We start from the raw sequence: 24575 nt of genomic DNA on the forward strand, positions 1-24575 counted from the left end.
CTTTTATTTTATCATATCTTTTTATAATTACTCAGCTTCTTTGGTTAAATAAGACAATCAACATGACTGTTTAATAGATACATATTTCTTAGTCAACAGTTTCCGTCAACTGTTCATCAATCGTCTTCCCGACTGCCTATTTTAATTTCACTTAAACAACCAAATATGAGTACGATCCATAACGTCGTCCACCACGGATACTCGAAAAAGATTTCCACGTTACACCTTCCGTTTCTGTGTAGTCTCCAGACGGTCCACCTTGCCGTCCATCGTAATAACGACTGTTTCACCATAATCTCCGGTAGCTCATGCGGAATCAGCTAACCGTCGTTCACCAGGTGCGTTGTTTTGTTACTCATATGGAGTAATATATTTTCACCCCTTGGACATACTTACTGTTGTTAATGTTTAAATCATTCTTAATTTTTAACAAAAGGAGATATCTAATATGTCTAATGAAAATAATTCATCTATACAAACGAAACTAGAAAACATTTGGTTAAATACTTGTGGATCATGGCAAAATTGCACGAGTACAACTATCCAGTCGTTCCTAGCACAATCCCAAGAAAACAATATAGATCCGCAATTTTGTATGAGTTGGGTGGAACAACATAAAGCACAAATACCTGACTGGCCTGAGGTTTCAAAGGTATCGCTTGACTGGATTAATCGGCATACTTCAACTGGATCTCCCATTGCATTTACTGAATAGAATAGGATCCCAATTAATCAGTGGAGAGAGTATTTATACTCTCCACTTTAATTAAGCGGTTTGAGTTGATAATTATTTTATCAAACAATAACGTCCTCTCTTTTGTATATAATGGGGCAACTGTTAATCAAATTTTCCGTTTCTGTGTGGTCTCCAGACGATCCACTTTGCCGCCCATCGTAATAACGACTGTTTCTCCGTAATCCGGCAGCTCATGCGGAATCAGCTGACCATCCTTCACCACATACATTGTCTTGTTGCTCATCAGATCTATTTCAGCTGTCATTTTTTCATGATCAATCTTCATAGCGCAGGACGCCCCCAGTCTGTTAAAATAGAATTGCGAGTACTATTTCAAGAGCCGGGGACTTTCCCTGGCTTTTTTTGCATTATTTTCTTTTTTTAGGGTAAACTTATTTTAATTGGAACATTTTGCTATGATGATTCCTATGTTTTAAAGCTAGGATGACCTGGCTTTTTTCTTTTCTTCAACCTTTCAAAAATCGGAATGTTTTTAGATATTTTGTCGAATGTATAGTAATTCTTTCTATGTTATTTTATGATTTTTTTTGTTGCATCTTAGCAAACAAGCTCGCACAGGGAGTGTAATATAATGTTCTCTAATCAATTAAGTCCGGAAGACTTATCCGCTCAAATCAATGATATGCGTAAGTTACTGATAGCCGCAGGTTTGAAAAAGGGATTTACAGATATCGAAACCCTTAAATATAGTGAAGAGTTGGACAAGTTAATTATCCAATTTCAATTGCAAGGCAGACTTTAAAAAATCTATCAAAATACATATTATTTTTTGTATAATTTTCTTTTGATTGGTTAAACTGTTACTGTGTTAAGTTTTCTCATGAGTAAGAACCTTCCAGTATTTGTAGCCGGGGATTTTCCTCGGTTTTTTCGTATAAACTTTTCTGATAAGTGCATACTGTTTTTGTACGACGGTTCCCCGTCATACCCCGATTTTTTGTCACTTTCAACTCTTTTACAGTCAGGTGTTAACCTGGCTATTTTTTATTGCAAAATACATACCTGATCTTCTTTGCATAATCTTTTCTGACAGGGGCATACTGTTATTGCTTTGTTTCAACCTTCTACCTTTCAACCTTTTACAGTCAGGCCCTGGCCTGGCTATTTTTTTGTTTAAAACTCCACTTCCACTTTGATCTTCATCGGGATCTCTTCTGCCATCCGCATCGCTCTTTGTCCCTCGCCTCTCAATTCATCCTCGCTCCTGCTGTTTTTTAATGCAGTACTCCTTGCTTACTATAATCTTTTAAAACAAATTTAAAATCTCACCTGTGTTGTTTGTGCGTTTCAAAGTTACTAAGAGATGCATTTACTAGAGTAAACAAGGAGGTGTTTTTTTGAGGTGTCGTCCTGTTAGACCAATCATCTGTCCCCCAAAGTGTGTATTTCATGATTCCTACATTCAACGTGAGGTTCCAGTTATCCATCCAATCGTGAATGTTAATCGGCAGCACATTGTCAATGTCCCCCGTCATATTTATCAGCCAATGACAAGAAACGTCGTGGTAGATCCAGGCTATATGGATCCATCACAATGTCACATGGGTCCATCACAAAATTACATGAATCCATCACAAAATTACATGAATCCATCACATAGTCACATGAATCCATCACATGGCTGCAATCGCTGCAAATAATACTTTTTTATTTTTATAGGATCATTTGTACAAGATTTCATTGAATTTTTTCATACTATAATCAACAAAGAGGTGATAATTATGAGTTGCGAAAAATCTGGTGGATACGGCTCTGGCTTTGCGCTAGTTGTTGTCTTGTTCATTCTATTAATCATCATTGGAGCATCTTACATGGGTGGTGGATATGGCGGCGGATGCTGCTAAACACCAAACCATTATCTAGAATTAATCTAGCTCTGGCCATCTTCTCTTCCTGCTGTGGCCACTAATCCAATATTGTGCGACTGTATATGTAAATACAGCCGCTTTTTTTTGCTCAATATTTGTGAATGTTTTACACATTGGCCATCATCCTTTCTCTTAACTCTAAGAACCATTCCTTATCTGCATTCATGATTGCTAAATCGATAAGTTCGTCATAATCTTCTTTCAAAAGCGAGGAATCCAACGGCACAATTAAACTCATTGAGCACGTAGCTGGAGCTGGTTTGATGTTTTCGGGAATACCTCTTACAAACCTGGTTATTTTCGTCACATGCACCGTCTCTAAATCTTGTGAAAAGCTATCAATATAACTCATGTACCAATACCGGCCAGACACTGCTAAAACCCAATCTCCAATGTTCATTACGCCACCCCTTTTAATCAATATTTAGATGAATCGTATCAGTAGGTGTTAACTTCTAAATAACTGGGTATATATTTTCCTAGATTCTCTCGTTTGATCCTTTACACGAATTTTTCTCACTCCCTTTTCAGGTTTAGAGAAATCTTAGTGGGAGGTGATGAAATGAGAAGAATTCAAGGAGTACAAAAGCTAAATTGTTGCTTTTAGGCGGGGGGCCTTGATGCAGTTCTTTCCTTGGCCGCGTAATCCCGTTACACGGATGCGTATAGGGATCCTGTTTCTTGCCATTGGATCATGGGTTATTGTTTTTTCTGGTCAGACAGCGAATTTATTTTTGCTCTGGGCCGGCATATTCATTCAAGCAATTGGCGCCGGATGGACGTTTCAAGTTTCTTTAAGGTTTGCCAGCCAATTGCCGAAGCCGGAAGAACGTCCGCGAGCAATTTCGGCATTTTATTTATGCGCATATTCTGGATTTATTGTTCCCGTTATTGGAGTTGGAGTACTTACTCAATTTTTTGGTTTGATTTTTTCACTGATTTTGCTAAATTTATTTGCTTCAATTATTATTGTTTATGTTCTGATTTATTCAGTCAAATTTAACCGTTCTTTTCAGGGCAACTTATGATTAGGTCCTGGTGCAAATAATTGGGGAAGATATAAAGTGGCGAAAAGTTTCCTAGTGGAATCTGGTCTTAAGCAACAATTCCAAATAGTTGATGAATGAACGTTATTTGATTTTGGACAGAGTTATCCCTTAGAAGGAGTTGCTTCTTTTTCAGCATATGCATCGCTTCCACTCCATAAATAATCCGTTCAGCCGTTCGGAAGGACTTCAATCCTAACATAGAACGAACTCGCTTCTTGATAAAACGATGATCCTGTTCTACGATATTGTTTAATTATTTCTTTTGTCTGAGTTGCATGCCTATCGGCATGCTTTTTGTTTCTTTTAAGGCTTTGATGGCTAGAGGATAAGCAGGGTTTTTATCCACTGTTATGACACGAGGTTTCGAAACATGAAAAAACCGCAAAGCTTTCTTAAAAAAGCGTTTTGCAGCCTTGTAGTCTCTTGTTTTGCTTAGGTGAAAATCGATAGTGTTTCCTTTCGAATCGACAGCACGATACAGGTACATCCATTCACCTTTTACTTTGACATACGTTTCGTCGACTCTCCAAGAGTCATTTGTTGGTTGAAGATGACGCCGTACTCTTTCATCTAATTCCGGGCTATATTGATGAACCCAACGCATAATCGTTGTGTGAGCTATCGATAAGCCTCGTTCCTCCATCATCTCCACTACGTTACGAAAGCTCAAATTGTACCGCAGGTACCACCTCACTGTTAACAAAATAATGTCAGGCTGATAATGTTTCCACTTGAATAAATGTTGCTTTTCCATACTGATCACGCACCTTTTTTAAAGTAATAGTATCAGTATCTCCAAGATTTAAAGATGATTTGCAATTGTCCCTAAGTTCTTGCACCAGAACCAAACTTTGTCTACAGGCTCAACAAAGACATTCACTGGAGTCCGGAATGCCCTTGTTTTCTATCATCTACCGTTATTAAAGAATGACATGAAAGAACCAACCTGTCTTAACATATTGACTCCATTTGATACATTCCCCACATGTGTCATAACCCGATTTAGATTATTCCACATATCAGGAGATTGTTGCCCATTATACTGGTCTTGGCGCTGTCTAGGATGTAGACCAGACGGATAATACCCAGGCGGGCGGAACATTTGTCTAGGATAAGGCCGTGATGGTCTAGGACCGGGATTTGGAGGATAAAACGGCATTCTTCATCACCTCCCTTCTTTTAAAAGATTTTAGGTTAAATCTCGCAAGTGACCATTTCGCTCTTCATACTACCTATATCTTTATCATATGAAAAAAGCCATAGATTGACTGGGACACATTCATTTATCACACCTTTAGTTACAACTACACATATACTATCTTACTTCTTTAATTTGATAACGAGGTGTGTCTATTGCTTATTATTAGAAAAGCAAATGAAAGGGAAGAAGCTCGACTGTTTCAAAAGATGGGAAAAACCGTGGAAGAAAGCACAGTAGGGTTTGCGCAAAACGACAACCAGGCGTCTGCAGCTATGTTTGATCTTTTATTAAAAAGCGGGGCCTATTATCTTATTGCACAGGAACATAACCTGATAAAAGGGTGGATTTTAATTGGCCAGGATTTCAGCACGCTAAAACCTGTTCAAACGGCAGGCATATTCAGCCTATATGTGAGTCCTGAATATCGGTCTTCAGGGATTGGAAGGAAATTAATAAACGGTGCCCTTACTGAATTAAAACAGCAAGGCTATCAACAAGTACAGCTATATATATTCACTGGCAATCCGGCAAAATGTTTATACGAACAAATTGGTTTTAAAGACATTTGTACACTGATGTCATTAGAGATAAAATAAACCCTTTGTCGATGAAAACAAAACAGCCTGTAGACATCGCCTTCAAAATGAAGACTTTGTCTACACTATGAACAGTCTTCTGAGACACTAATAAAAACCCTTATCTTTTTAGCCAATTTAACTATTACCAGAAAAACGCTGTTGTAAGGGCAACCCCGGCAATGGCACCGAGAGCAAACGGAATGCCCAAACCGCGGCCATACCCATAGCTAAATCCTCCAGGTTTTCCAATAGGCTGGAGCCAAACATGTTCTCTCGTCACCCTAGTGATTTTCCCTACATGCACTCTGCCATCATGACATGTTAACCGCACATGCTTTCCATGATATTTGCAGCAAAGACTATACATTGAACTAGACATTTTTATTTTCCTTTGTATTTAATGGTACTGCGTACTATTACCTTATGCAGAAAGAAAGATTTTGTAGTAGACATGCGTCTACGTTTCTTCTTTTTAAAACTCAATCTTCACATCGCCTCTTACCCTCTTTTCTCAGTTTAAAATCACTTCTTTTTGTAGGCTCTGTTAAGATCCAGTGCTGATTTTTAACCAAAAAAAGACCGAAAAAATCGGCCTTTTTTTGTCTCTGTTGCTGAACTAACGCACTTGTTAGTTTAAGTGCAACCCTTCAAATACAACATTTTTATTGAAGAGGGAAGGACACATTATCCTCCTCATTTCTTAATAAATAATAGTGATTTTTTATGCATAAATCTATATAATCCTCTCTAATAAATCCCCCACTTTTTCTGCCATTTCCTGCGGTGGATAAGGTATGCCATTTTTTAGCCACCATTCCACTACACCTACGTAAGCATTTGCAACAAATTCGGCAACTATATCTTCGTTTTGACCGAGATTTTTGCCTTTTGTTACATCGACGTCTTTTTTGAACTCTTCGATATTATGTTGTACAAACCGGCTACGAAAATATCGTGCTCCTTCACTCGCCAACATCGTCGAAAAAAATAAATAATTACTTTCAAGATATTCCATGCAGATTACAGTCGATTCAATCCAATCCATTTCAGATTCCAACTCACAAAGATTAGCCATGTTATGGATATGTTCTTCTATGATCTTATCCAACAGATCGAATTTATCCAAGTAATGAAGATAAACAGTTGCACGGTTAATATTTGCCCTGTCAGAAATATCCTGAATGGTAATGCTATCGAAATTTTTTTCTGACATCAATTCAAGAAATGCTTTTTTAATTGCCTCTTGAGTTCTAACAATTCTTCTATCCACTTTTGCCATTGTTTCAACACCATACTTTCCTTGAGATAGTCTACAATTTTTATTGATTTGTTGTTTAAACAACAAAACTGATTAAATTAACGATTTATATGCCTTGTTTTGTTTATATTTATATTTTAAATTATAGACAGTTGTCGAGAAAACATCAATTGTAGTTTTATTTTAATTTGAAAGGATGAATAAACGAAATGACAATTGAAAACAAAGTAGTTATAATCACTGGAGCTTCATCTGGAATTGGTGAAGCAACTGCAAAATTATTGGCCAGTAAAGGTGCTAAAGTTGTTTTGGGCGCTCGTCGCGAAGACAAATTAAAAGCATTGACTGAGGAAATTCAAAAAGCTGGTGGACAAGCTACTTATCGCGTCACAGATGTTGTTAATCCAGATGATAGTCAGCAGCTTGTTCAACAAGCTAAAGACACTTTTGATGGTGTCGATGTAATCTTCTTGAACGCTGGAATAATGCCTAATTCACCACTTTCCGAATTAAAAACTGACGAATGGAACAGTATGGTTGACGTTAATATTAAAGGTGTATTGAATGGTATCGCCGCAGTATTGCCAACATTCACATCGCAAAAGTCTGGACATATCATCACTACTTCATCAGTAGCTGGGCTTAAAGCTTACCCAGGCGGTGCGGTTTATGGCGCAACAAAGTGGGCTGTTCGTGATTTAATGGAAGTTTTGCGTATGGAATCTGCCCAAGAAGGTACTAACATCCGCACAGCAACTATTTATCCAGCAGCGATCAACACGGAATTGTTGGATACGATTACTGATAAGAATATTTCAGAAGGTATGACTGCGTTGTACGAACAATATGGTATTTCACCTGATCGAGTTGCCAATGTTGTTGCATTCGCGATTGATCAGCCAGAAGATACGAACATTAATGAGTTTACAATTGGACCAACAAGTCAACCTTGGTAATAATTACAAGACAAGATAAAACTAAGAGCTATATGCAACGAATTGACGACAGAACCAAAAGAGCTGTACATCGTTCTAAACGCAGGACACGTTGATTTGTATGACAAGACGGATTTGATTCCATTCGACAAGTTGGAAGCATTCTTTACCGAGAATTTGAAGTAACAATCGTTTCGTTGGATCGGTGGTTCAGATTCCATCGCTAGCGCAGAACAGAAATTCGCAGAGCTTCAAAAGCAGATCAGTACCTATCTTGATCTTTCAACTTCCCTCACTTATGAGGATGCAAAAGCTTTCAGACCAAGTTAACTTTGAATTCTTCGGGAAGAAATTTTAACAAAATGCCTCCATTGCTTTTTGGGGGCATTTTATTGAAGATAGGAGTTGTTTTTTTGACTAAACGAAATAATTTGTTGATTTTCATATTGACCATAGGAGTTTTCGGCATTTTAAATACTGAAATGGGGGTTATTGGGTTATTGCCTTCCATTGCTGATCACTTTAATGTCAGCATATCAAAAGCAGGATGGCTGGTGAGTCTTTTTGCTCTTACTATTGCTGTATCTGGACCAACGATGCCGTTATTGTTTTCCGGGATAAATCGTAAGAAGGTCATGTTACTTGTATTAGGAGTTTTCGTTATTGGAAACATTGTATCCATATTTACATCTAATTTTACCATTCTATTAATTGCTCGTATAATTCCAGCCTTTTTTCATCCAATTTATTGTTCTTTGGCATTTACAGTAGCTGCTTCCTCAGTAAGTAAAGAAGAAGCTCCAAAAGCTGTTTCTAAAGTATTTATAGGAGTATCTGCTGGTATGGTAGCCGGCGTACCGATCGCAAGTTTTATTGATAGTGCCGTTTCGTATGAAATGGCGATGGCATTCTTTGCTATTGTTAATTCTATTGTATTCATTGCTACATTGATTTTTGTGCCATCTATGCCTGTTGAAGAAAGACTTTCTTATGGTACACAACTTTCCGTATTAAAAAAACCTATTATATGGCTTTCCATCGTGACTGTCATTTTATTAAACTCAGCTATATTTGGGGTTTATAGTTATTTTGCTGAATATCTGAAAACAGTAACGAATATGTCTCCGAATACCCTAAGTTTAACGTTATTCATCTTCGGTGGAGCCAGTATTATTGGAAACATTGTCGCAGGAAATTTACTTACTCATAGTGCCATTAAGTCTGTAGTATCTTTTCCTTTGTTATTAGGTGCTGTTTACATCATTTTATTCTTCACAGGACAGTTTACCGTACCTATGGCAATTATAACTTTAATTTGGGGAATATTGGCTGGAGGAATAATGGCAAATATTAATCAATATTTGATTGCGTCTTCAGCTCCCGAAGCGCCTGATTTCGCCAATGGCTTATTTATATCATCCTGTAACGTAGGAACAACAATTGGTGCAGCTGCAGGCGGGTTATTTATATCAGAAATGGGTACACAATACGTCGTATTAGTGGGAATCCTATCATTGATACTAAGTTTGGTAACTATCTTACTTAGAAACTACATGTTTACTCCTACACCACAACTTTCTAGATAGGGAATAAATTCAACATTCTTTAAGAGCTCTCTGTTCATTATTGCTTTATATTCCCTGTCCTACTTTCTTTTATTAAATTTCTAGGGTGTGGAAAAATCTACTCTAGCCCAAGATTAGTAGCCGAAAAAAGGAGGATATTAAATGTCAAAGGATATAAAAGTTGCACTTGTCACTGGCGGGAATCGAGGAATTGGATATGAGCTGGTCAAACAATTGGCTTTAAATAGTTTTAAGGTCATTTTGGCAAGTCGGGATCCAGAAATGGGTCATGAAGGTGCGCAAAAACTTAAGGTGTCAAATCTTGACGTGTCGTTTATGGTAATGGATGTAGACAATCAAGAAAGCATCCGTCAAGCTGCGATTACTGTAAATGAGCGATATGGAAGATTAGACTTATTGATTAATAATGCTGGCGTGTATTTGGATGATAATAAAAATTTAGTGACTATGGACCCTTCCATTCTGGAGAAAACAATGGCAACCAATTTCTTTGGAGTTTACCATGTGATCCGTTCTTTTATTCCCCTCATGGAAAAACAAGGCTATGGGAGAATTATTAATGTTTCCTCAAATTATGGGGCGATGAGCGAAATGTTATATCCAGGAGTAGGAGCTTATAAGTTGTCTAAATTTGCCCTGAATGGATTGACACGATTGGTAGCTGCAGAAATCAAAGGTGATATCAAAATAAATGCGGTCGATCCGGGATGGGTAAATACAGATATGGGTGGATCATCTGCTCCAAGAACACCCAAGCAAGCAGCTGAGTCTATCCTGTGGTTAGCAACTATTGGACCTGAAGGACCTAATGGCGGGTTTTTTAGAGATGGAAAACGAATCGATTGGTAACATTACAGTATAAACACATTATTCTGTGTTTAAGTGTGGTTCGATGAAACCGGATTTTTGTAATTGTTATTGTTTAAAATCGAATTAAAGAAAAAAAGCCGATTTTCCTTTTCCTGACTAGGATGATCGGCTTTTTCTGTAACTTTGTAAAGGGATATACTTAAACTAAACTGCTCCGTTAGTTCAATAAGGAAATTAACACTATTCACTAACAGAGCCTTAATCCAAAGTTTTGAAACTCCCCCCAAACCCTTATTTACATAGTGGAAAAGCCGTACCAGTATAATAACTGACACGGCTTTTACTTATTGATCTCGATTAAGCAGCTGTTCTTTGATTGCTCTAGCTCTCTCTTTAATGCTCTCCGTTTCTTCTTTTAAAATCTCCACTTTTGTGCCGTCTGGAAAGGATTCTATTCTGAGTAAGTCCCCTTCCTTCACATTAGATCCAAGCTTTTCAACTGATATTAACTCCTCATTTGATTCATTCTCGCACCAGAAGAGCTTTGCTGGAGGAAATGGGGCAGATCTGGGAAATAATCAAAAAACGAGGATTAAAAAATAAACACGTTGCGACGCAGCGGCGTGTTTATTTTTTTACATACGTTGTATTATAAGTATCCTTTATAAAAATTTATTAAAAATATATAATACCATATCAAATTACTCAATAATATTGAGTTTTAAAAATACTGAAAACATAATGTGTATCGTTTCTAATTTTTATCTGCATATTAATTCGTTCAGCTGCCCATACTAAAAATGGACTTGTAGCTCAGTGATCAGAGCAGCCAATAGCCCTACATACTGAACTATTGTGTGTCTCGTGGGTTTAAATCCCACCAAGTCCTTTTTTACAGCCACCTATGTGAAAAAGCCGTATCAGTCAGTATACTGACTGATACGGCTTTTACTTATTGATCTCGATTAAGCAGCTGTTCTTTGATCGCTTTTATTTTCTCTTTTATCCTTTTCGTTTCTACTTTTAAAAACTCAGCCTTCACATCGCCGTGGGGCTATTCAATCCTTATTAAGACCCCTTGCAACAGAACAGCTTTATTGGAGGAAATGCGGCAGTGAACTTTTGATCCGCTATGATACAATCCCCCTTACCTAAACATTCAAAACTTTGTATCCTTTATTATCTTAATAGTCTGATGACTTAGATTTGATTCTTCGAGGTATGAGAAGCATCTTAGCAAAGCTATTCAATATGAAAAATCTCTCTCTTACAAAAGAAAAAACACATCTATGATTCAGCGTGTTGGAAAGGCAATTTTACTTATAGAATTATTATTGTAATTGTACTAAATCATCACATCTCAATACTCTTCCATTTTGCGTATAACATTCATTTAATGTGACCAAGCCTTATTAACAATTGCCACTTTCCCACATACAAATCATAATTTCCTATCTAAATTCTACATTTACAGTAAGTACCAATAAATCACGATGTTTTTTTTGCTACAATTAGCAAGTTATAAAGGAGTGAGATTAAATGGGGAGTAACAAATTGACGGATGAGAATCGTTTATCCATCAAACGTCCAGACGTTGCAAAATGGCTTGCATCAACAGAAATAAATAAAAATATTACAGCTGATAAGTTAACGATCAATAGCAATAAAAAAGTGTCCTGGATTTGTGAAGATTGTGGATTTATTTATCCAATGATTGTTCAATCTAGAGTAAAAGGGAGTAAACCTAGACTATGTGATTGTAATAGACTTTCGATAAATAATCCTTACTTGTCAGCCCAGTGGCATCCAGATAAAAATGGGACACTTGTTCCGGAAGAAATTAGTACAGGAAGCCAAAGAAAAGTATGGTGGAAGTGTCATAGATGTAATTATGAATGGGAAACGACTGTTTGGCTACGCCATGTCAGAAATACAGGTTGTAAAAGGTGCAATAGTAAAGGCACCTCACTTCCAGAACAAGCTATTTTATATTACCTTTCCAAAGTCTATTCAGACATTCAACATCGACATATTTTAAAAATTGACAATAAATCTTTCGAAGCAGACCTTTTTATACCATCGTTAAGCGTTGTAATTGAATACGATGGTCACTATTTCCACTCTGGAAAAACTAAAGAGACATATGACATATATAAAAATAGACAATTATTTAGCGCAGGATTGACAACCATTCGTATTAGAGAGAAACTACCACCTTTAGAGCAATCAATTTGTTTCATTAGAAATAATCCTAATAGTCTTTCTTCGCTGGATGAAGTAATAAAAACCTTATTAACTTATCTGACAGAAAAAGATACCTCAAACACTGAGAAACTTAATGAAGTAAAGGTAAACACATTCGCAGACTTCATTGCAATCCAAAGCCAGTATTATAAAAGTGAAATCAGCAACAGTGTTCTGTATTCGCATAAAGAAATAGTGGAAACCTATTGGGACTTTGAAAAGAACCTGATTAAGCCTGAACATGTTTCTTCAGGAAGTAAGGTAAGGTTATTCTTTCATTGCAAAACACACAAGCAAAGTTGGCAAGCCTATGCTTATAACATTTTTAACGGTAACTATATTGGATGTACAAAATGTGAAGCGAACAAAAGTGCGAGTACCCGAAGAAGCAAAGTGGATTTTAAAGATAGTGTAGCCTTTACCCATCCTAAAATAGTCGAGCAATATTGGGACTTTGAAAAGAATAGAGTAAAACCCGAAGAGATTACAGCAGGTTCACACTTCAAGCTTGATTTGTATTGCAAAGAACACCATAAATCTTGGCAAGCAGTAGCATTTAGTGTTTTTGGTAATAATTCAAGCGGTTGTAAGGCATGTGAATCGAAAAAAAAGTCTGCTGCACGTCGAAGAGTTTCGTTTGAAAAAAGTGTCGCTAATACACATAGTGAATTAGTTGAAAAATATTGGGATTTTAAAAAGAATACCATCACACCTGATAAGATTTCCTATGGTCATAGTGGACGTATTTTCTTTTACTGTAAAGAACATCAAACGGCATGGGATAGCATTGCTTCTAACGTATTCCGTCTTGGAGCTATATCATGTCGTAAATGCAGAACTGCAAATAATTAAATATTATATGTTAGCACGAAGATCGCAAAACCATCCTATTTTGATGGTTTTGCGGTTTTTAATGATCTATATAATCCGGCTCTCAGCCAATTACTGTTTACTTGGAAGCCAATTGAAGTCTTCTCTACCGAGGAAGTTTAAAGTTTAAGAATCAATTTTAGAAATTTTGTTTATTATCTCTCTTACCAAACAGATAAAAAGCCGTACCAGTATACTGACTGATACGGCTTTTACTTATTGATCTCGATTAAGCAGCTGTTCTTTGATTGCTTTTATTTCCTCTTTAATACTCTCCATTTCTTCCTTTAAAAATGTAATCTTCACACCAGCATCAGACAATTCAATTCTTACCAAATCCCCTTCTTTTGCTGCGTAACTAATTTTTTCAACAGCTATTAACTCTTCAATCGATTCATCTTCTCGCCAGAGTAACTTTGCGTGACCTTTTTCAATAGAATCAATCGTGTAAATACCATTTCTCATCGCTCACACGCCCAGCCGTCGTTATCTCGATCCATTTTATCTTGGTAAGCAGGATGCCCCTTCGCTACACCATCTGGATATACTTCTCGAAGTTCAGTACAGTTGGCGAATCCTGTTTGAACAGGTGGTTCTGGAGTCGGTTCCGGTTCAGGCGTTGGCTCTGGTTCCGGAGCTGGAACAGTTCCTAAATTATCTTGTTCAAAGTAAATGTCTTGTCCATCTGTCCAGGTTTCAACCGTACCTTCTGGTGTATTCCATACATCGATTCCCTGTAAAAATAATCGTTTCAATACATCTGAAGTGGGATGACCATATTGGTTTCCTTCCCCATATGACAGAATCGCATCGAGTGGATCCACTGCATTTAAAAACGCCTGCGATGTGCCTGTTTCAGATCCGTGATGAGATACTTTCAATACCTCTGCATCTAAATCATATTTTTTAATTAATTCAGCTTCTACTTCTACGCCTGCATCACCAGTCAAGAGATAATCAACTTCACCATAGCTCACCATGAGCACAATGGATCCCTCGTTTAAGTCTGCCGCCGCCCCGTCTACGTGAAGTACTTTAACAGTAACCGTTGAATCAAGCGTGATGTTTTGTCCCTCTTATGCCACTTTAAACGCTGCACCTTTTGACTGAACCGCTGTTAAATAATCTAGATAGGTTTGCGTTGTGTGATCTTGGCCGGAATCAACGACAGTTTTAACGCCGTAGTTCTTAATGACATAATCCGCGCCGCCGATATGATCTGCATCAGGGTGTGTAGCTACGAATGTGTCGATAGATGAAACACCTAGCGCCTCAAGAGCTGTTTTAACCGCATCATCACTGCGGCTTGCGTCCACTAGCATGTTTTTACCATTCGGAAAGCCCAGCAAGATGGCATCGCCTTGTCCGACATCAAGGAAATCGACACTGAACGGTAGCAGTGTTTCACAGTGACAATGGATGTCTACACCCACCTTACGAAAGAAAGACGCACAAAGATCAATGACGTTCTTCGAAATTACATGGAATCAAATTAAATATGGTCAATTTATGGTCAGTGAGTGCAAAAAAGACAAAAAACAGCCCCATAATTTATTGTTATATGGGGCTTAAAACGTTGATATATAAGCATTTCGAACAATATCTATTGTATCTTGAGAAATAGAAACCGATTATTTCGTTAAAATAATCGGCTCACCTTTCGTTACAATAACAGTATGTTCAATTTGCGCTACTCGGCTGCCATCAGGTGTTTTGAACGTCCATCCGTCCCCTGATTCTTTAATCATATCTGCTTTTTCTGACACGAAAGGTTCAAATGCAAGTACCATTCCTTCTTTTAAAAGGGCATTGTCCCATGGATCAAAATAATTCATAATATGATCTGGTGCTTCATGAAGGGATCTTCCTATACCATGGCCTGTTAAATTTTTAATGACCGTAAATCCATTCCGGCGTGCTTCATTGGCAACGGCTTTCCCGATTTGATTTTGCTTGGTACCTGCTTTTATTTTCAGAAGACCGCGTTCAAATGACTGCTCTGCTGCTTCACATAATTTCGTCAAAATCGGTTCACCTTTACCAACAACGAATGAAATACCTGTATCTGCAAAATAGCCATCATAAGAACCGGATACATCAATATTCACAAGATCGCCTTCTTGAATCACACGGCTTCCCGGAATACCATGCGCTACTTCATCGTTAACACTAATACATGTATAGCCGGGGAAATCATATTCGCTTTTAGGACCAGAAATAGCCCCGTGCTCTTTAAATAAACGTCCTCCCAGCTCGTCAATTTCTTTTGTTGTAACACCTGGTTTCGTATAAGCGCGCATTTCATCTCGAATGACAGCCACAATGCCGCCAATTTTTTTTAATGCTCGCATTTCCTCATCTGTTTTTACGATCATATTGGTCATTCCTTCTCTTTTGATTTTCCAATTCTTATTATAACAGAATGGGCACATCGTGAAAAAAATCTTTTTTATGTGTGATGTACCGTTCCAGTGTTAAACTAACAGTATACACGGACAATTTTGTCCTTATTCGAAAGGGTGATATGCATATGGCAAAATGTGTAATATTTGATTTTGATGGAACACTTTCTGATTCTTTGCAAGTATTTATTAAAGCTTATAACAATTTCGCTGAAAAGGAAGGCTATACTAAAGTGAATCCAGAAGATTTGGATGATTTAAAAAAAATGAGTATTCCCGAGCGGTGCCATCATTTAAATTTCCCTATGCGCAATATACCCTTTGCCGCTCCGAAATTATACCGTTACATACGTGAATCTCGAGAAACACTTCCGCTTTTCCCCGGTGTAAAACAGATGCTTGATGAATTGAACAGCCGTGGCATTCATATCGCCGTTATCTCATCTAACGCAAGCGATATTATTAAAAATTGCCTTGAATCAAATGGCATCAACTATGTACATGATATTTTATCTTCTAAATACATTTTCAGCAAAGACAAACTTATTAAAAAGCTGCTTAAGCAGTATGGTTACACAGCTGAAGACGTCTTTTATGCCGGCGATGAACAGCGTGATATTGATGCAAGTAAAAAATCTGGCCTTCGTGTCGTCTGGACATCATGGGGCTATGACGACGAATCGTTAATCAATGGTCCTGATTTTAAAGCCGCGACACCTGATGATATTGTCGATTTTGCATCAAGAGGATAAAAAAGTGTCCCGGTTGCTAGACTATGTCTAACAACCGGGACACAGTTCAACTTCGCCTGTGCTCTTTTTGATTAGATAGAACTGGAGACGTTTTGTCTTTTCCGGCCTTTTGCCCAATTCATGCAAATAATAAGTGTAACACCGATAATAAGCGTACCGAATATATAAGGTAGGCCCATGCTTACATCAAATAACATTCCAGCCAGAGCTGGACCGATCATATTTCCGATGCTCATATACGCATTGTTCATTCCTGCAGCAAAGCCTTGCTCATTTCCTGCCATTTTGGAGACAGTCGTATTAATAGCTGGACGCAAAAGGGATGCTGCCGTAAAAAATACACCAGAAATAACTAATACCGATATAAATCCAGTCGCGAATAAAATACTAAGCATGGATATTCCCGCAACAATAAGCATTGTATTCATGACACGTACTTCCCCAAAACGCTCCAGTACACGATCGAGTACAAATGCTTGAACAATTACACCAACAAGACCACCGACAACCATTAAAATCGAAATATCTGATGGACTAAAGCCAAATTTTTCATCTGCATACAAGCTGATCGTTGATTGGTAATTAGCAAGACCGAACGAAAGAGTAAACATCATGACGAGTAAAATAAAATACGGCTTTTTTACTGAGAGAGCAAGCTGTTTCAATAAATTTTCTCGTTGCTTGATTGCTGTCTGCTCTGTTACCTTTTTTTCAGGCTCTTTCAAAAAGAAAATAGACAAAGCAGCTGCAATTCCTGCTACTATACCAGCTATGACAAATGGTGCCCGTAAACCGAAAGCTGCCAGAAAACCACCAATACCCGGGCCGACAACAAACCCGAATGACATCGCAGCACCAAGCCTTCCCATTCCTTTCGCGCGTGTTTCAAGTGTCGTAATATCCGCAACAAACGCCATCATAGACGGAATCATAAACGCTCCGCCAATCCCGCCGATTGCACGGGATATATATAACAATGCAAGATTATCTGAAAAGGCAAATAAAAACTGTGAGAATGCAAATAACACTAATCCGAAAATAATGGCTTTTTTACGACCGTAGCGATCAGATAAATCACCTGCTAATGGGGAGAATAAAAATTGTGCAAAAGCAAACGTAGCAATTAAAAATCCATATGTTTTTCCGCTTGCTCCAAATTCATGAATAATCGTCGGCATAATAGGAATGACAAGTCCGATTCCCATCATCACAATAAACATATTCATCATCAAAATGAATAACGGGAAATTTTGTATATTTTTTCTAGACACACTAAAACCTGCTTTCTTATTATCAAGGATTTCTAGCGTTTTTTTTGGTAGATGCCTGTTTTTGTGAAAATTTTATCTTTCCAAATACATCGCTTATTTCCCCTATTCTTATTTCATTTAAAATGGCTGAGCTTTTAATTCTACCATACGTAAATTAAATACGCACAAAATAGATGTCACTTTTACAAAGCTTTCATAAAAAAAAGATGCCAGACGGCTGCCTGAACATCTTTTTATAGCTGTTTTGTTTGTAATAGATCACGAATTTCAGTTAACAACTCTTCTTCTTTCGTTAAAGAAGGGGGTGCTTCTTCGACTTTTTTCTCACGAGTGTAAATTTTATTAAAAAGTTTAATAAACAGGAAAATAGAAAAGGCGATAATCATGAAGTCAACAATCGTTTGAATAAATAGTCCGTACTTTACTACCGCTTCACCAACAGTAAGTGACAAATTGGAAAAATCAATTCCACCAAGTAAAAGACCGATAAGCGGCATAATGATATCACTAACCAGTGACGCTACAATTTTCCCGAATGCTGCCCCGAGAATAACCCCTACTGCCAGATCAATGACGTTCCCTCGCATCGCAAATTCTTTAAATTCTTTGATCATCTTTTTCACCTTTCATTTTTTGTCTACTTCAATATATCATCACTTTATAGTAATGTAATCCATTTTTCGACAAAATAATGAAATCAGTGAAAAGGACTTATTCTTCTTTCTTCATCCGGTCTCTTTCACTTAAACGCCGATTCAATTTTTGTTCTGATTTAAATAAACGGACGAACAGCGTCACAAAAAAAACGGGAATGGCATAAATGAAAAGATGAATGAAAAAAGCAATAATCTGCACATTATTCACCTCACCTTTCTTTGCTTACAGGTAATGTGATCGTTGCTTTCGTTCCTTTTCCTTCTTCACTTGTAAAAGACAAATTGCCATTGTGATGATGAATCATCTTCATGCTGACCATTAGACCGAGACCTGTTCCTTTTTCTTTACTTGAATAAAATGCCTCCCCAAGGCGTGGAATAGCCTCTTCAGGAATACCCACTCCCTGATCAATGATATGAATGAAGATGGATTCCAGTGCAGAGGATGCTGAAACGATGACACATCCACCTTCACACATCGCCTCCATACCATTCTTTATCAAATTAATAAGGACCTGCTTAATTTGCTTTGGTTCCAGCTCAATCAATGGCAGCGATTTTTCTATATCCACTTTAATTTCAATATCCTTTAAAGACGCTTCCGCGCGCATAAATGTGACGACTTCATCAATCAGGTCATGCAAATTGACGACAGTCGTTTTTCTCACTTTCTGCGGCTTTGCAAGCATTAAAAATTCGTTCATAATAAACTCTACTCGAGCAAGTTCCGATAAAATAATTTCACTATAGGGATTGAACGATTCTTGCTGCCAAAGTTGTACAAAGCCTTTAATAGATGTCATTGGATTACGAATCTCATGAGCAATACCTGCTGCCAGCTGGCCAATTGCTCCAAGCGTATCAGCATTATGAATGAGCTCCTCTTTTTCTTTTAATTCCGTAATGTCTTCCGAAACACTAATTACACGTATAGGTTCTTTCTGATCATTATACACGACATTCTGACGGGAGCGAATCCAGCGTATACAGCCATCAGCTCGAATGATCCGATAATCAAAAGTGCCTTCGGGTTGGTGTATTTGTCTAATAAACATATCTCGGTCTTCTAGACATACCATCTCCATAAATAATGCAGGGTTTTTATAAATCATCTCTCTCTTAATTCCCCATATTTCTTCAATTGATTTGCTTATATATAATATCTCTCTATCCTTAACGGTGCGAATACAAAACATTTCCCGTATGTTTTCACTCATTTCTATCATTTGCTGTTCTATTTCCTGTAAACGCGTATACATCATATGTTGATCATGTATGTCTTTTATGAAAATAGACAGTCCGGTTAACTGAGGGAATGCACATACTTCAAAGTACCGATTATGCATTTTTGAAAAAATTTCAAACTTCATCACCTGTCGTGTTGTGGCCGCTTTTTTAAGATTTTGCTCATATAAACTACCAGCCCAATCCGGGAATATACTCCACATGGATTTTCCGATCAATGATCCGCTTTCAACATTCAGCAGTGATTCATACTGCTCGTTTATATATGTTAATCTCCATTCATCGTCAACAAATAAAGACCCTTCTGCTACATGTCCAAAAAGCTCTTCAAATTGATTTTCCTTATCGCGGGTAAAACGATTCACAGAGAGTGATTCCAGCTTCTGACATTCTGATTTTAAAAGTTTCTCCACTGACCACGTATTCCCCTTTCTTTCTACAAAAAAGTCAAGACGCTGTACTATTTAGTAACTTCATTTCGGCATATTTATAGAAAATCCCTCTTCACCTACCATAAATTATGCAATTGTTTTCACTTATATTATATCATTGGTTATTTTTATAAATTTTATTTTTGAATTTTGCATATAATGTATTTAAAAAAAGCTTTGCATCAGTATGACACAAAGCTTTTTCATTAATCAGCTATTTTTTTCGACAAAAGAAGACGCTCAACGGCTCCCTGTTCTTTTTCATCAATCACAAAAGAACCATTTGAATAGCGGTCTACTTTTTTAAATGACTGTACATCTATCTCATTATCTTCCCCTTTTTTCGTTCTCAACAAATACGTATACTGGTCATCAAGGAGGGCGGCACCAACAATACGATGTGGATTGTTTTTTAATTCTCTCAACAACACAACACCGCGCTTTGATCGTGCTGTTCGTTCAAATTGGTCAAATCCGCTCCGTTTTACAGCGCCGCGATTTGTCACCACGATAAATTGTGCTTGATCTCCATCTGAAGAGACAATTGCCGCAATAGCGTAATCATTTTCTTTTAAACTCAGACCTTTCACTCCAGCAGCTCGGGGACCAACAATTGGTATTTCTTCTTCTCCAAAGCGGACACCATAGCCAAAATATGTAACAATCATAACATCAGAATGGCCATCAGTCATCACAACTGTACATATTTCATCATCATCTTTTACATTCATTGCCATAAGCGGGCGCGAGTATCGCTGTACTTTAAATTGAGAAAGCCCCGTTCGCTTCACCATACCAGTTTTTGTTGCAAATAAAAGATAATTTGTTTTTGTGAAATCACGGATTGGAAAAACGGCTATAATGGATTCATCTTTCAATCCATTTATAAGCCCTGCTACGTGCTGGCCAGTATCTTTCCAACGAATATCTGGCAGCTCATGCACTGGTAAATACAAATAGTTGCCTTTGTTTGTGAACGCAAGAAGAACATCGGTTGTATTCATTTCTTGCTTAAATAAAAGACCATCTGATTCCTTCATTGCAGGAAGCCCTCCAGATGCCCCATAAGATCGGGTGCCCGTTCGCTTAATATATCCCTCACGTGTAACAGACACAATGACGTCTTCGCTTGGAATCATTGCTTCACGATCAATTTTTATTTCTTGAATTTTCTCTTCAATACTTGTGCGTCTCTCTGTTACATACATTTTTTTCAATTCTTTCAGTTCGCGTTTCACTACTAACACAAGTTTACTCGTACTTGCTAAAATGGCTTCTAGCTGCTCAATTGTTTTTTCAAGTTCTGCCGATTCTTTTTCAAGCGCGGTAATATCTGTATTTGTTAAACGGTATAACTGCAAGGTGACAATAGCTTCCGCCTGTGCTTCTGTGAAGGCAAATTCCGCTACAAGACGGTTTTTCGCATCCTGTTTATCTTTGGAAGCGCGAATACAGGCAATTACTTCATCGAGAATCGACAAAGCTTTTATTAAACCCGCTACAATATGATGTCGCGCTTTCGCTTTTTCAAGATCATATATAGACCGGTTTGTCACCACTTCTTTTCGATGTTCGATATACGCATCAAGCATGCGGCTCAGCCCCATTAAAACAGGACGTCTATTGTAAATTGCTACCATGTTGAAGTTATACGCTACCTGCAAATCTGTTGCTTTGTATAAATAGTTTAATGTAAGTTCAGCATCCGCTTCTTTTTTCAAATCAATAACAATACGAAGACCCGTTCGATCCGTTTCATCACGTACTTCTGAGATCCCATCAAGCTTTCGATCAATACGAAGTTCATCCATTTTTTTCACGAGCGATGCTTTATTCACTTCGTAGGGAATTTCCGTTACCACGATTCGTTGACGTCCGCCTCGGATGTCTTCAATTTCTGTCCGGCTGCGGATAACAATTTTGCCCTTACCTGTTTTATACGCTTTTTCAATGCCGTCAACGCCTTGAATAATACCACCCGTTGGAAAATCAGGGCCTGGAATAACAGTCATCAACTGTTCGACCGTACAATCAGGCTGTTCCATTCGCATAATGGCTGCGTCAATTACTTCATCAAGGCGATGCGGCGGAATTTCCGTTGCATACCCTGATGAAATTCCTGTTGATCCGTTAACGAGTAGATTTGGAAACCTTGCCGGAAGCACGATCGGCTCGCTCGTCGATTCATCGAAGTTTGGAATAAAATCAACCGTCTGCTTTTCAATATCGGTTAACAATTCACCCGCAATAGCAGATAATCTTGTTTCAGTATAACGCATGGCAGCAGGCGGATCCCCGTCTACAGAACCATTATTCCCATGCATTTCAATGAGCGGTGTTCTTATTTTCCAATCCTGACTAAGGCGGACCATCGCATCATAGACGGACGTGTCACCGTGAGGATGATAGTTACCAATAACATTCCCGACTGTTTTAGCCGCTTTTCGAAACGGCTTTTGATGTGTATTTCCTTCTATATGCATCGAAAATAAAATACGGCGCTGTACTGGTTTTAATCCGTCACGCGCATCAGGCAGTGCCCGCTCTTGTATAATATATTTACTGTACCGCCCGAATCGGTCACCAACGACGTCTTCAAGCGGTAAATCTTGAATGTTTTCCTTTTCCATTAATTATTCCTCCCTGATGCCGGACAACTGATCATTTTCTAAGAGCGCTGCTTCTTCTTCAAGTCCAAATGCAACATTGGATTCGATCCATTTCCTGCGCGGCTCCACTTTATCTCCCATTAAAACTGTAATACGGCGCTCTGCCCGGGCAATGTCGTCAATCGTTACTCGGATCAGCGTTCTTGTTTCGGGATTCATCGTCGTATCCCAGAGCTGATCAGCATTCATCTCACCGAGACCTTTATAGCGCTGAATTGTCGTACCCTTGCCCATTTTCTTCATCACAGCATCCAGTTCACGTTCTGTCCAAACATACTCAATAACTTCTTTTTTTCCGGTGCCTTTGCTTATTTTAAATAACGGCGGCATTGCAATAAATACTTTTCCATTATCAATGAGCGGCTTCATATATCGGTAGAAAAAGGTTAAAAGCAGCACTTGAATATGCGCACCATCTGTATCAGCATCTGTCATAATAATAACTTTATTGTAATTTGCATCTTCTACAGCAAAATCCGGTCCTACGCCTGCACCAACCGCATGAATAATGGTATTAATTTCTTCATTTTTGAAAATGTCCGCAAGTTTTGCTTTTTCAGTATTAATTACTTTCCCCCTAAGCGGCAAAACAGCCTGGAAACGGCGGTCTCTTCCTTGCTTCGCTGAACCGCCCGCCGAATCCCCTTCGACAAGGTACAACTCATTTCTTTCTGGATTCCGTGATTGTGCCGGTGTTAGTTTCCCAGATAAAATAGATTCGCCTTTTTTGCGTTTTTTTCCGCTTCTAGCATCTTCACGTGCTTTTCGAGCCGCTTCACGTGCCTGCGCAGCTTTTATCGCTTTTTTTATAAGTAGTGTGCTAATTTCCGGGTTTTCTTCTAGAAAATAAAGAAGCTTTTCCGATACGCTTTGATCAACTGCCGAGCGTGCTTCTCCTGTGCCAAGCTTTCCTTTCGTCTGTCCTTCAAACTGAAGCAAGTTTTCCGGCACACGGACAGATATAATTGCTGTCAGCCCTTCACGGATATCTGTTCCTTCTAAATTTTTATCTTTTTCTTTTAACAGACTGCTTTTGCGTGCATATTCATTAAATGTGCGCGTCATTGCTGCACGCGCCCCAGACTCATGTGTTCCACCGTCTTTCGTCCGTACATTATTAACAAATGAAAGAATATTTTCTGAAAAACCGTCATTAAATTGAAATGCAAAATCTACCTCAATATCATTTTGTATGCCGAAAAAAGACGCAACAGGATGAAGAGCATCTTTTTCTTCATTCAAGTATTTGACGAATTCTTCAATGCCGTTTTCATAATAATATTCTTCTATTTGTTCCTGGTCTTTTCGTTTATCTTCAAGCGTTATTTTTAATCCCTTTAACAAAAAAGCCGACTCACGCAGCCGTTCGCTAAGCGTATCAAATTGATACACAGTCGTTGAAAAAATAGTCCGATCCGGCTTAAAATGAAGTTTTGTTCCGGTCGTTTTCGCTTTCCCTTTTTTCTCAAGGGTTGTGGCAGGCTTTCCTCCATCTTGAAAATGTTGTTCATATTGAAAGCCATCTCGCCATATAGTAACAGTCAATGACTCGGACAAGGCATTTACAACCGATGCACCTACGCCATGCAATCCGCCGCTTGTTTTATAGCCACCTTGGCCAAATTTTCCACCTGCATGCAGAACCGTTAAAATAACTTCTGTTGTCGGTTTTCCTGTGCGATGCATCCCTGTCGGCATTCCTCGGCCGTAGTCACGCACACTGATCGAATTATCCTCGTGGATGATAACATTGATCTCTTTTCCATATCCACCGAGTGCTTCATCTACAGAGTTGTCTACAATTTCATAAACGAGATGGTGCAGTCCTCTCCCATCCGTCGAACCTATATACATTCCCGGACGCTTTCGGACTGCTTCAAGTCCTTCCAGCACCTGAATGGATTCATCATTGTATACTGTTTTTTGTTTTGAATCCGCCATAAAAATTTCCCTCTCTTTCTAAAAAACCCGTGCAGTGAAACGTATGTTCCTA

At 38.2% G+C, this 24575-nt stretch carries 25 protein-coding genes, 1 tRNA gene and 2 pseudogenes; 12 read left to right on the forward strand and 16 right to left on the reverse strand.

The window, feature by feature from the left end:
• Positions 1 to 448 precede the first annotated feature (448 nt).
• Positions 449 to 715, forward strand: a complete 267-nt coding sequence (locus tag ACZYRN_RS11520; protein ID WP_488911764.1) for a hypothetical protein — start codon at positions 449 to 451, stop codon at positions 713 to 715.
• A gap of 127 nt (positions 716 to 842) precedes the next feature.
• On the opposite strand, the gene ACZYRN_RS11525 is transcribed toward ACZYRN_RS11520, so the two are convergent.
• Complete coding sequence (locus ACZYRN_RS11525; protein ID WP_488911765.1) at positions 843 to 1022, reverse strand: XtrA/YqaO family protein; 180 nt, start codon at positions 1020 to 1022, stop codon at positions 843 to 845.
• A gap of 306 nt (positions 1023 to 1328) precedes the next feature.
• On the opposite strand from ACZYRN_RS11525, the gene ACZYRN_RS11530 reads away from it, so the two are divergent.
• From ACZYRN_RS11530 to ACZYRN_RS11540, 3 genes are all read left to right on the forward strand, one after another.
• Positions 1329 to 1499, forward strand: a complete 171-nt coding sequence (locus tag ACZYRN_RS11530; protein ID WP_488911766.1) for an aspartyl-phosphate phosphatase Spo0E family protein — start codon at positions 1329 to 1331, stop codon at positions 1497 to 1499.
• Positions 1500 to 2094: 595 nt separating this feature from the next.
• Positions 2095 to 2397 (forward strand): hypothetical protein, encoded by a 303-nt coding sequence (locus tag ACZYRN_RS11535; RefSeq protein WP_488911767.1) that lies wholly within the window; start codon positions 2095 to 2097, stop codon positions 2395 to 2397.
• Between the two features lie 81 nt (positions 2398 to 2478).
• The gene (locus ACZYRN_RS11540; protein WP_488911768.1) at positions 2479 to 2601 is read left to right on the forward strand and encodes a YjcZ family sporulation protein; all 123 of its coding nucleotides are present in this window, start codon (positions 2479 to 2481) and stop codon (positions 2599 to 2601) included.
• Between the two features lie 130 nt (positions 2602 to 2731).
• On the opposite strand, the gene ACZYRN_RS11545 is transcribed toward ACZYRN_RS11540, so the two are convergent.
• Positions 2732 to 3025, reverse strand: a complete 294-nt coding sequence (locus ACZYRN_RS11545) for a hypothetical protein (protein ID WP_488911769.1) — start codon at positions 3023 to 3025, stop codon at positions 2732 to 2734.
• 220 nt (positions 3026 to 3245) lie between these two features.
• On the opposite strand from ACZYRN_RS11545, the gene ACZYRN_RS11550 reads away from it, so the two are divergent.
• Positions 3246 to 3653 (forward strand): MFS transporter, encoded by a 408-nt coding sequence (locus ACZYRN_RS11550; protein ID WP_488911770.1) that lies wholly within the window; start codon positions 3246 to 3248, stop codon positions 3651 to 3653.
• Between the two features lie 67 nt (positions 3654 to 3720).
• Here the strand turns inward: ACZYRN_RS11550 and ACZYRN_RS11555 are convergent.
• Positions 3721 to 4428 (reverse strand): annotated as a pseudogene (locus tag ACZYRN_RS11555) (IS6 family transposase).
• A 599-nt stretch (positions 4429 to 5027) separates the two neighbouring features.
• Here ACZYRN_RS11555 and ACZYRN_RS11560 point away from each other — a divergent pair.
• Positions 5028 to 5471: a GNAT family N-acetyltransferase gene (locus tag ACZYRN_RS11560; protein ID WP_488911771.1), complete on the forward strand. Its 444-nt coding sequence runs from the start codon at positions 5028 to 5030 to the stop codon at positions 5469 to 5471.
• Positions 5472 to 5595: 124 nt separating this feature from the next.
• On the opposite strand, the gene ACZYRN_RS11565 is transcribed toward ACZYRN_RS11560, so the two are convergent.
• Both ACZYRN_RS11565 and ACZYRN_RS11570 read right to left on the reverse strand, forming a co-directional pair.
• Complete coding sequence (locus tag ACZYRN_RS11565) at positions 5596 to 5733, reverse strand: hypothetical protein (protein ID WP_488911772.1); 138 nt, start codon at positions 5731 to 5733, stop codon at positions 5596 to 5598.
• Positions 5734 to 6186: 453 nt separating this feature from the next.
• Positions 6187 to 6732 (reverse strand): TetR-like C-terminal domain-containing protein, encoded by a 546-nt coding sequence (locus ACZYRN_RS11570; protein WP_488911773.1) that lies wholly within the window; start codon positions 6730 to 6732, stop codon positions 6187 to 6189.
• Positions 6733 to 6920: 188 nt separating this feature from the next.
• Here ACZYRN_RS11570 and ACZYRN_RS11575 point away from each other — a divergent pair, with 188 nt between their 5' ends.
• The 3 genes from ACZYRN_RS11575 to ACZYRN_RS11585 all read left to right on the forward strand — a co-directional run bounded on the left by ACZYRN_RS11575 (position 6921) and on the right by ACZYRN_RS11585 (position 10081).
• Positions 6921 to 7667: an SDR family oxidoreductase gene (locus tag ACZYRN_RS11575; protein WP_488911774.1), complete on the forward strand. Its 747-nt coding sequence runs from the start codon at positions 6921 to 6923 to the stop codon at positions 7665 to 7667.
• Positions 7668 to 8059: 392 nt separating this feature from the next.
• Positions 8060 to 9232, forward strand: a complete 1173-nt coding sequence (locus ACZYRN_RS11580; RefSeq protein WP_488911775.1) for an MFS transporter — start codon at positions 8060 to 8062, stop codon at positions 9230 to 9232.
• A gap of 141 nt (positions 9233 to 9373) precedes the next feature.
• Complete coding sequence (locus ACZYRN_RS11585) at positions 9374 to 10081, forward strand: SDR family oxidoreductase (protein WP_488911776.1); 708 nt, start codon at positions 9374 to 9376, stop codon at positions 10079 to 10081.
• A gap of 305 nt (positions 10082 to 10386) precedes the next feature.
• Here the strand turns inward: ACZYRN_RS11585 and ACZYRN_RS11590 are convergent.
• Positions 10387 to 10560, reverse strand: a pseudogene (locus ACZYRN_RS11590) (hypothetical protein); the annotation flags it as partial.
• A gap of 284 nt (positions 10561 to 10844) precedes the next feature.
• Here ACZYRN_RS11590 and ACZYRN_RS11595 point away from each other — a divergent pair.
• Positions 10845 to 10931, forward strand: a tRNA-OTHER gene (locus ACZYRN_RS11595).
• Positions 10932 to 11581: 650 nt separating this feature from the next.
• Positions 11582 to 13138: a zinc-ribbon domain-containing protein gene (locus tag ACZYRN_RS11600; protein WP_488911777.1), complete on the forward strand. Its 1557-nt coding sequence runs from the start codon at positions 11582 to 11584 to the stop codon at positions 13136 to 13138.
• 234 nt (positions 13139 to 13372) lie between these two features.
• Here the strand turns inward: ACZYRN_RS11600 and ACZYRN_RS11605 are convergent, their stop codons facing one another.
• The 4 genes from ACZYRN_RS11605 to map all read right to left on the reverse strand — a co-directional run bounded on the left by ACZYRN_RS11605 (position 13373) and on the right by map (position 15531).
• Positions 13373 to 13621, reverse strand: coding sequence for a DUF3006 family protein (locus ACZYRN_RS11605; RefSeq protein WP_488911778.1), 249 nt, complete (start codon positions 13619 to 13621; stop codon positions 13373 to 13375).
• Positions 13618 to 14136: an excalibur calcium-binding domain-containing protein gene (locus tag ACZYRN_RS11610; protein ID WP_488912029.1), complete on the reverse strand. Its 519-nt coding sequence runs from the start codon at positions 14134 to 14136 to the stop codon at positions 13618 to 13620. The genes ACZYRN_RS11605 and ACZYRN_RS11610 overlap by 4 nt, the downstream gene beginning before the upstream one ends.
• A gap of 96 nt (positions 14137 to 14232) precedes the next feature.
• Entirely contained in the window at positions 14233 to 14589 is a 357-nt protein-coding gene (locus tag ACZYRN_RS11615; RefSeq protein WP_488911779.1) for an MBL fold metallo-hydrolase, read from the reverse strand.
• Between the two features lie 198 nt (positions 14590 to 14787).
• Complete coding sequence (map, locus tag ACZYRN_RS11620) at positions 14788 to 15531, reverse strand: type I methionyl aminopeptidase (protein ID WP_488911780.1); 744 nt, start codon at positions 15529 to 15531, stop codon at positions 14788 to 14790.
• Positions 15532 to 15686: 155 nt separating this feature from the next.
• Here map and ACZYRN_RS11625 point away from each other — a divergent pair, with 155 nt between their 5' ends.
• Positions 15687 to 16310, forward strand: a complete 624-nt coding sequence (locus ACZYRN_RS11625) for an HAD hydrolase-like protein (protein ID WP_488911781.1) — start codon at positions 15687 to 15689, stop codon at positions 16308 to 16310.
• A gap of 71 nt (positions 16311 to 16381) precedes the next feature.
• Here ACZYRN_RS11625 and ACZYRN_RS11630 read toward each other — a convergent pair whose 3' ends face one another.
• The 6 genes from ACZYRN_RS11630 to parE all read right to left on the reverse strand — a co-directional run bounded on the left by ACZYRN_RS11630 (position 16382) and on the right by parE (position 24523).
• Positions 16382 to 17581, reverse strand: a complete 1200-nt coding sequence (locus ACZYRN_RS11630; RefSeq protein WP_488911782.1) for an MFS transporter — start codon at positions 17579 to 17581, stop codon at positions 16382 to 16384.
• A gap of 233 nt (positions 17582 to 17814) precedes the next feature.
• Positions 17815 to 18195, reverse strand: coding sequence for a large conductance mechanosensitive channel protein MscL (gene mscL / locus ACZYRN_RS11635; protein ID WP_488911783.1), 381 nt, complete (start codon positions 18193 to 18195; stop codon positions 17815 to 17817).
• Between the two features lie 97 nt (positions 18196 to 18292).
• Positions 18293 to 18436, reverse strand: coding sequence for a hypothetical protein (locus ACZYRN_RS11640; RefSeq protein ID WP_488911784.1), 144 nt, complete (start codon positions 18434 to 18436; stop codon positions 18293 to 18295).
• A gap of 10 nt (positions 18437 to 18446) precedes the next feature.
• Positions 18447 to 19895, reverse strand: a complete 1449-nt coding sequence (locus tag ACZYRN_RS11645) for an ATP-binding protein (protein ID WP_488911785.1) — start codon at positions 19893 to 19895, stop codon at positions 18447 to 18449.
• A gap of 224 nt (positions 19896 to 20119) precedes the next feature.
• Positions 20120 to 22543 (reverse strand): DNA topoisomerase IV subunit A, encoded by a 2424-nt coding sequence (gene parC / locus ACZYRN_RS11650; RefSeq protein WP_488911786.1) that lies wholly within the window; start codon positions 22541 to 22543, stop codon positions 20120 to 20122.
• A gap of 3 nt (positions 22544 to 22546) precedes the next feature.
• Positions 22547 to 24523: a DNA topoisomerase IV subunit B gene (parE, locus tag ACZYRN_RS11655; protein WP_488911787.1), complete on the reverse strand. Its 1977-nt coding sequence runs from the start codon at positions 24521 to 24523 to the stop codon at positions 22547 to 22549.
• Positions 24524 to 24575 lie beyond the last annotated feature (52 nt).

The sequence above is a fragment of the Domibacillus sp. F004 genome (assembly GCF_057814295.1).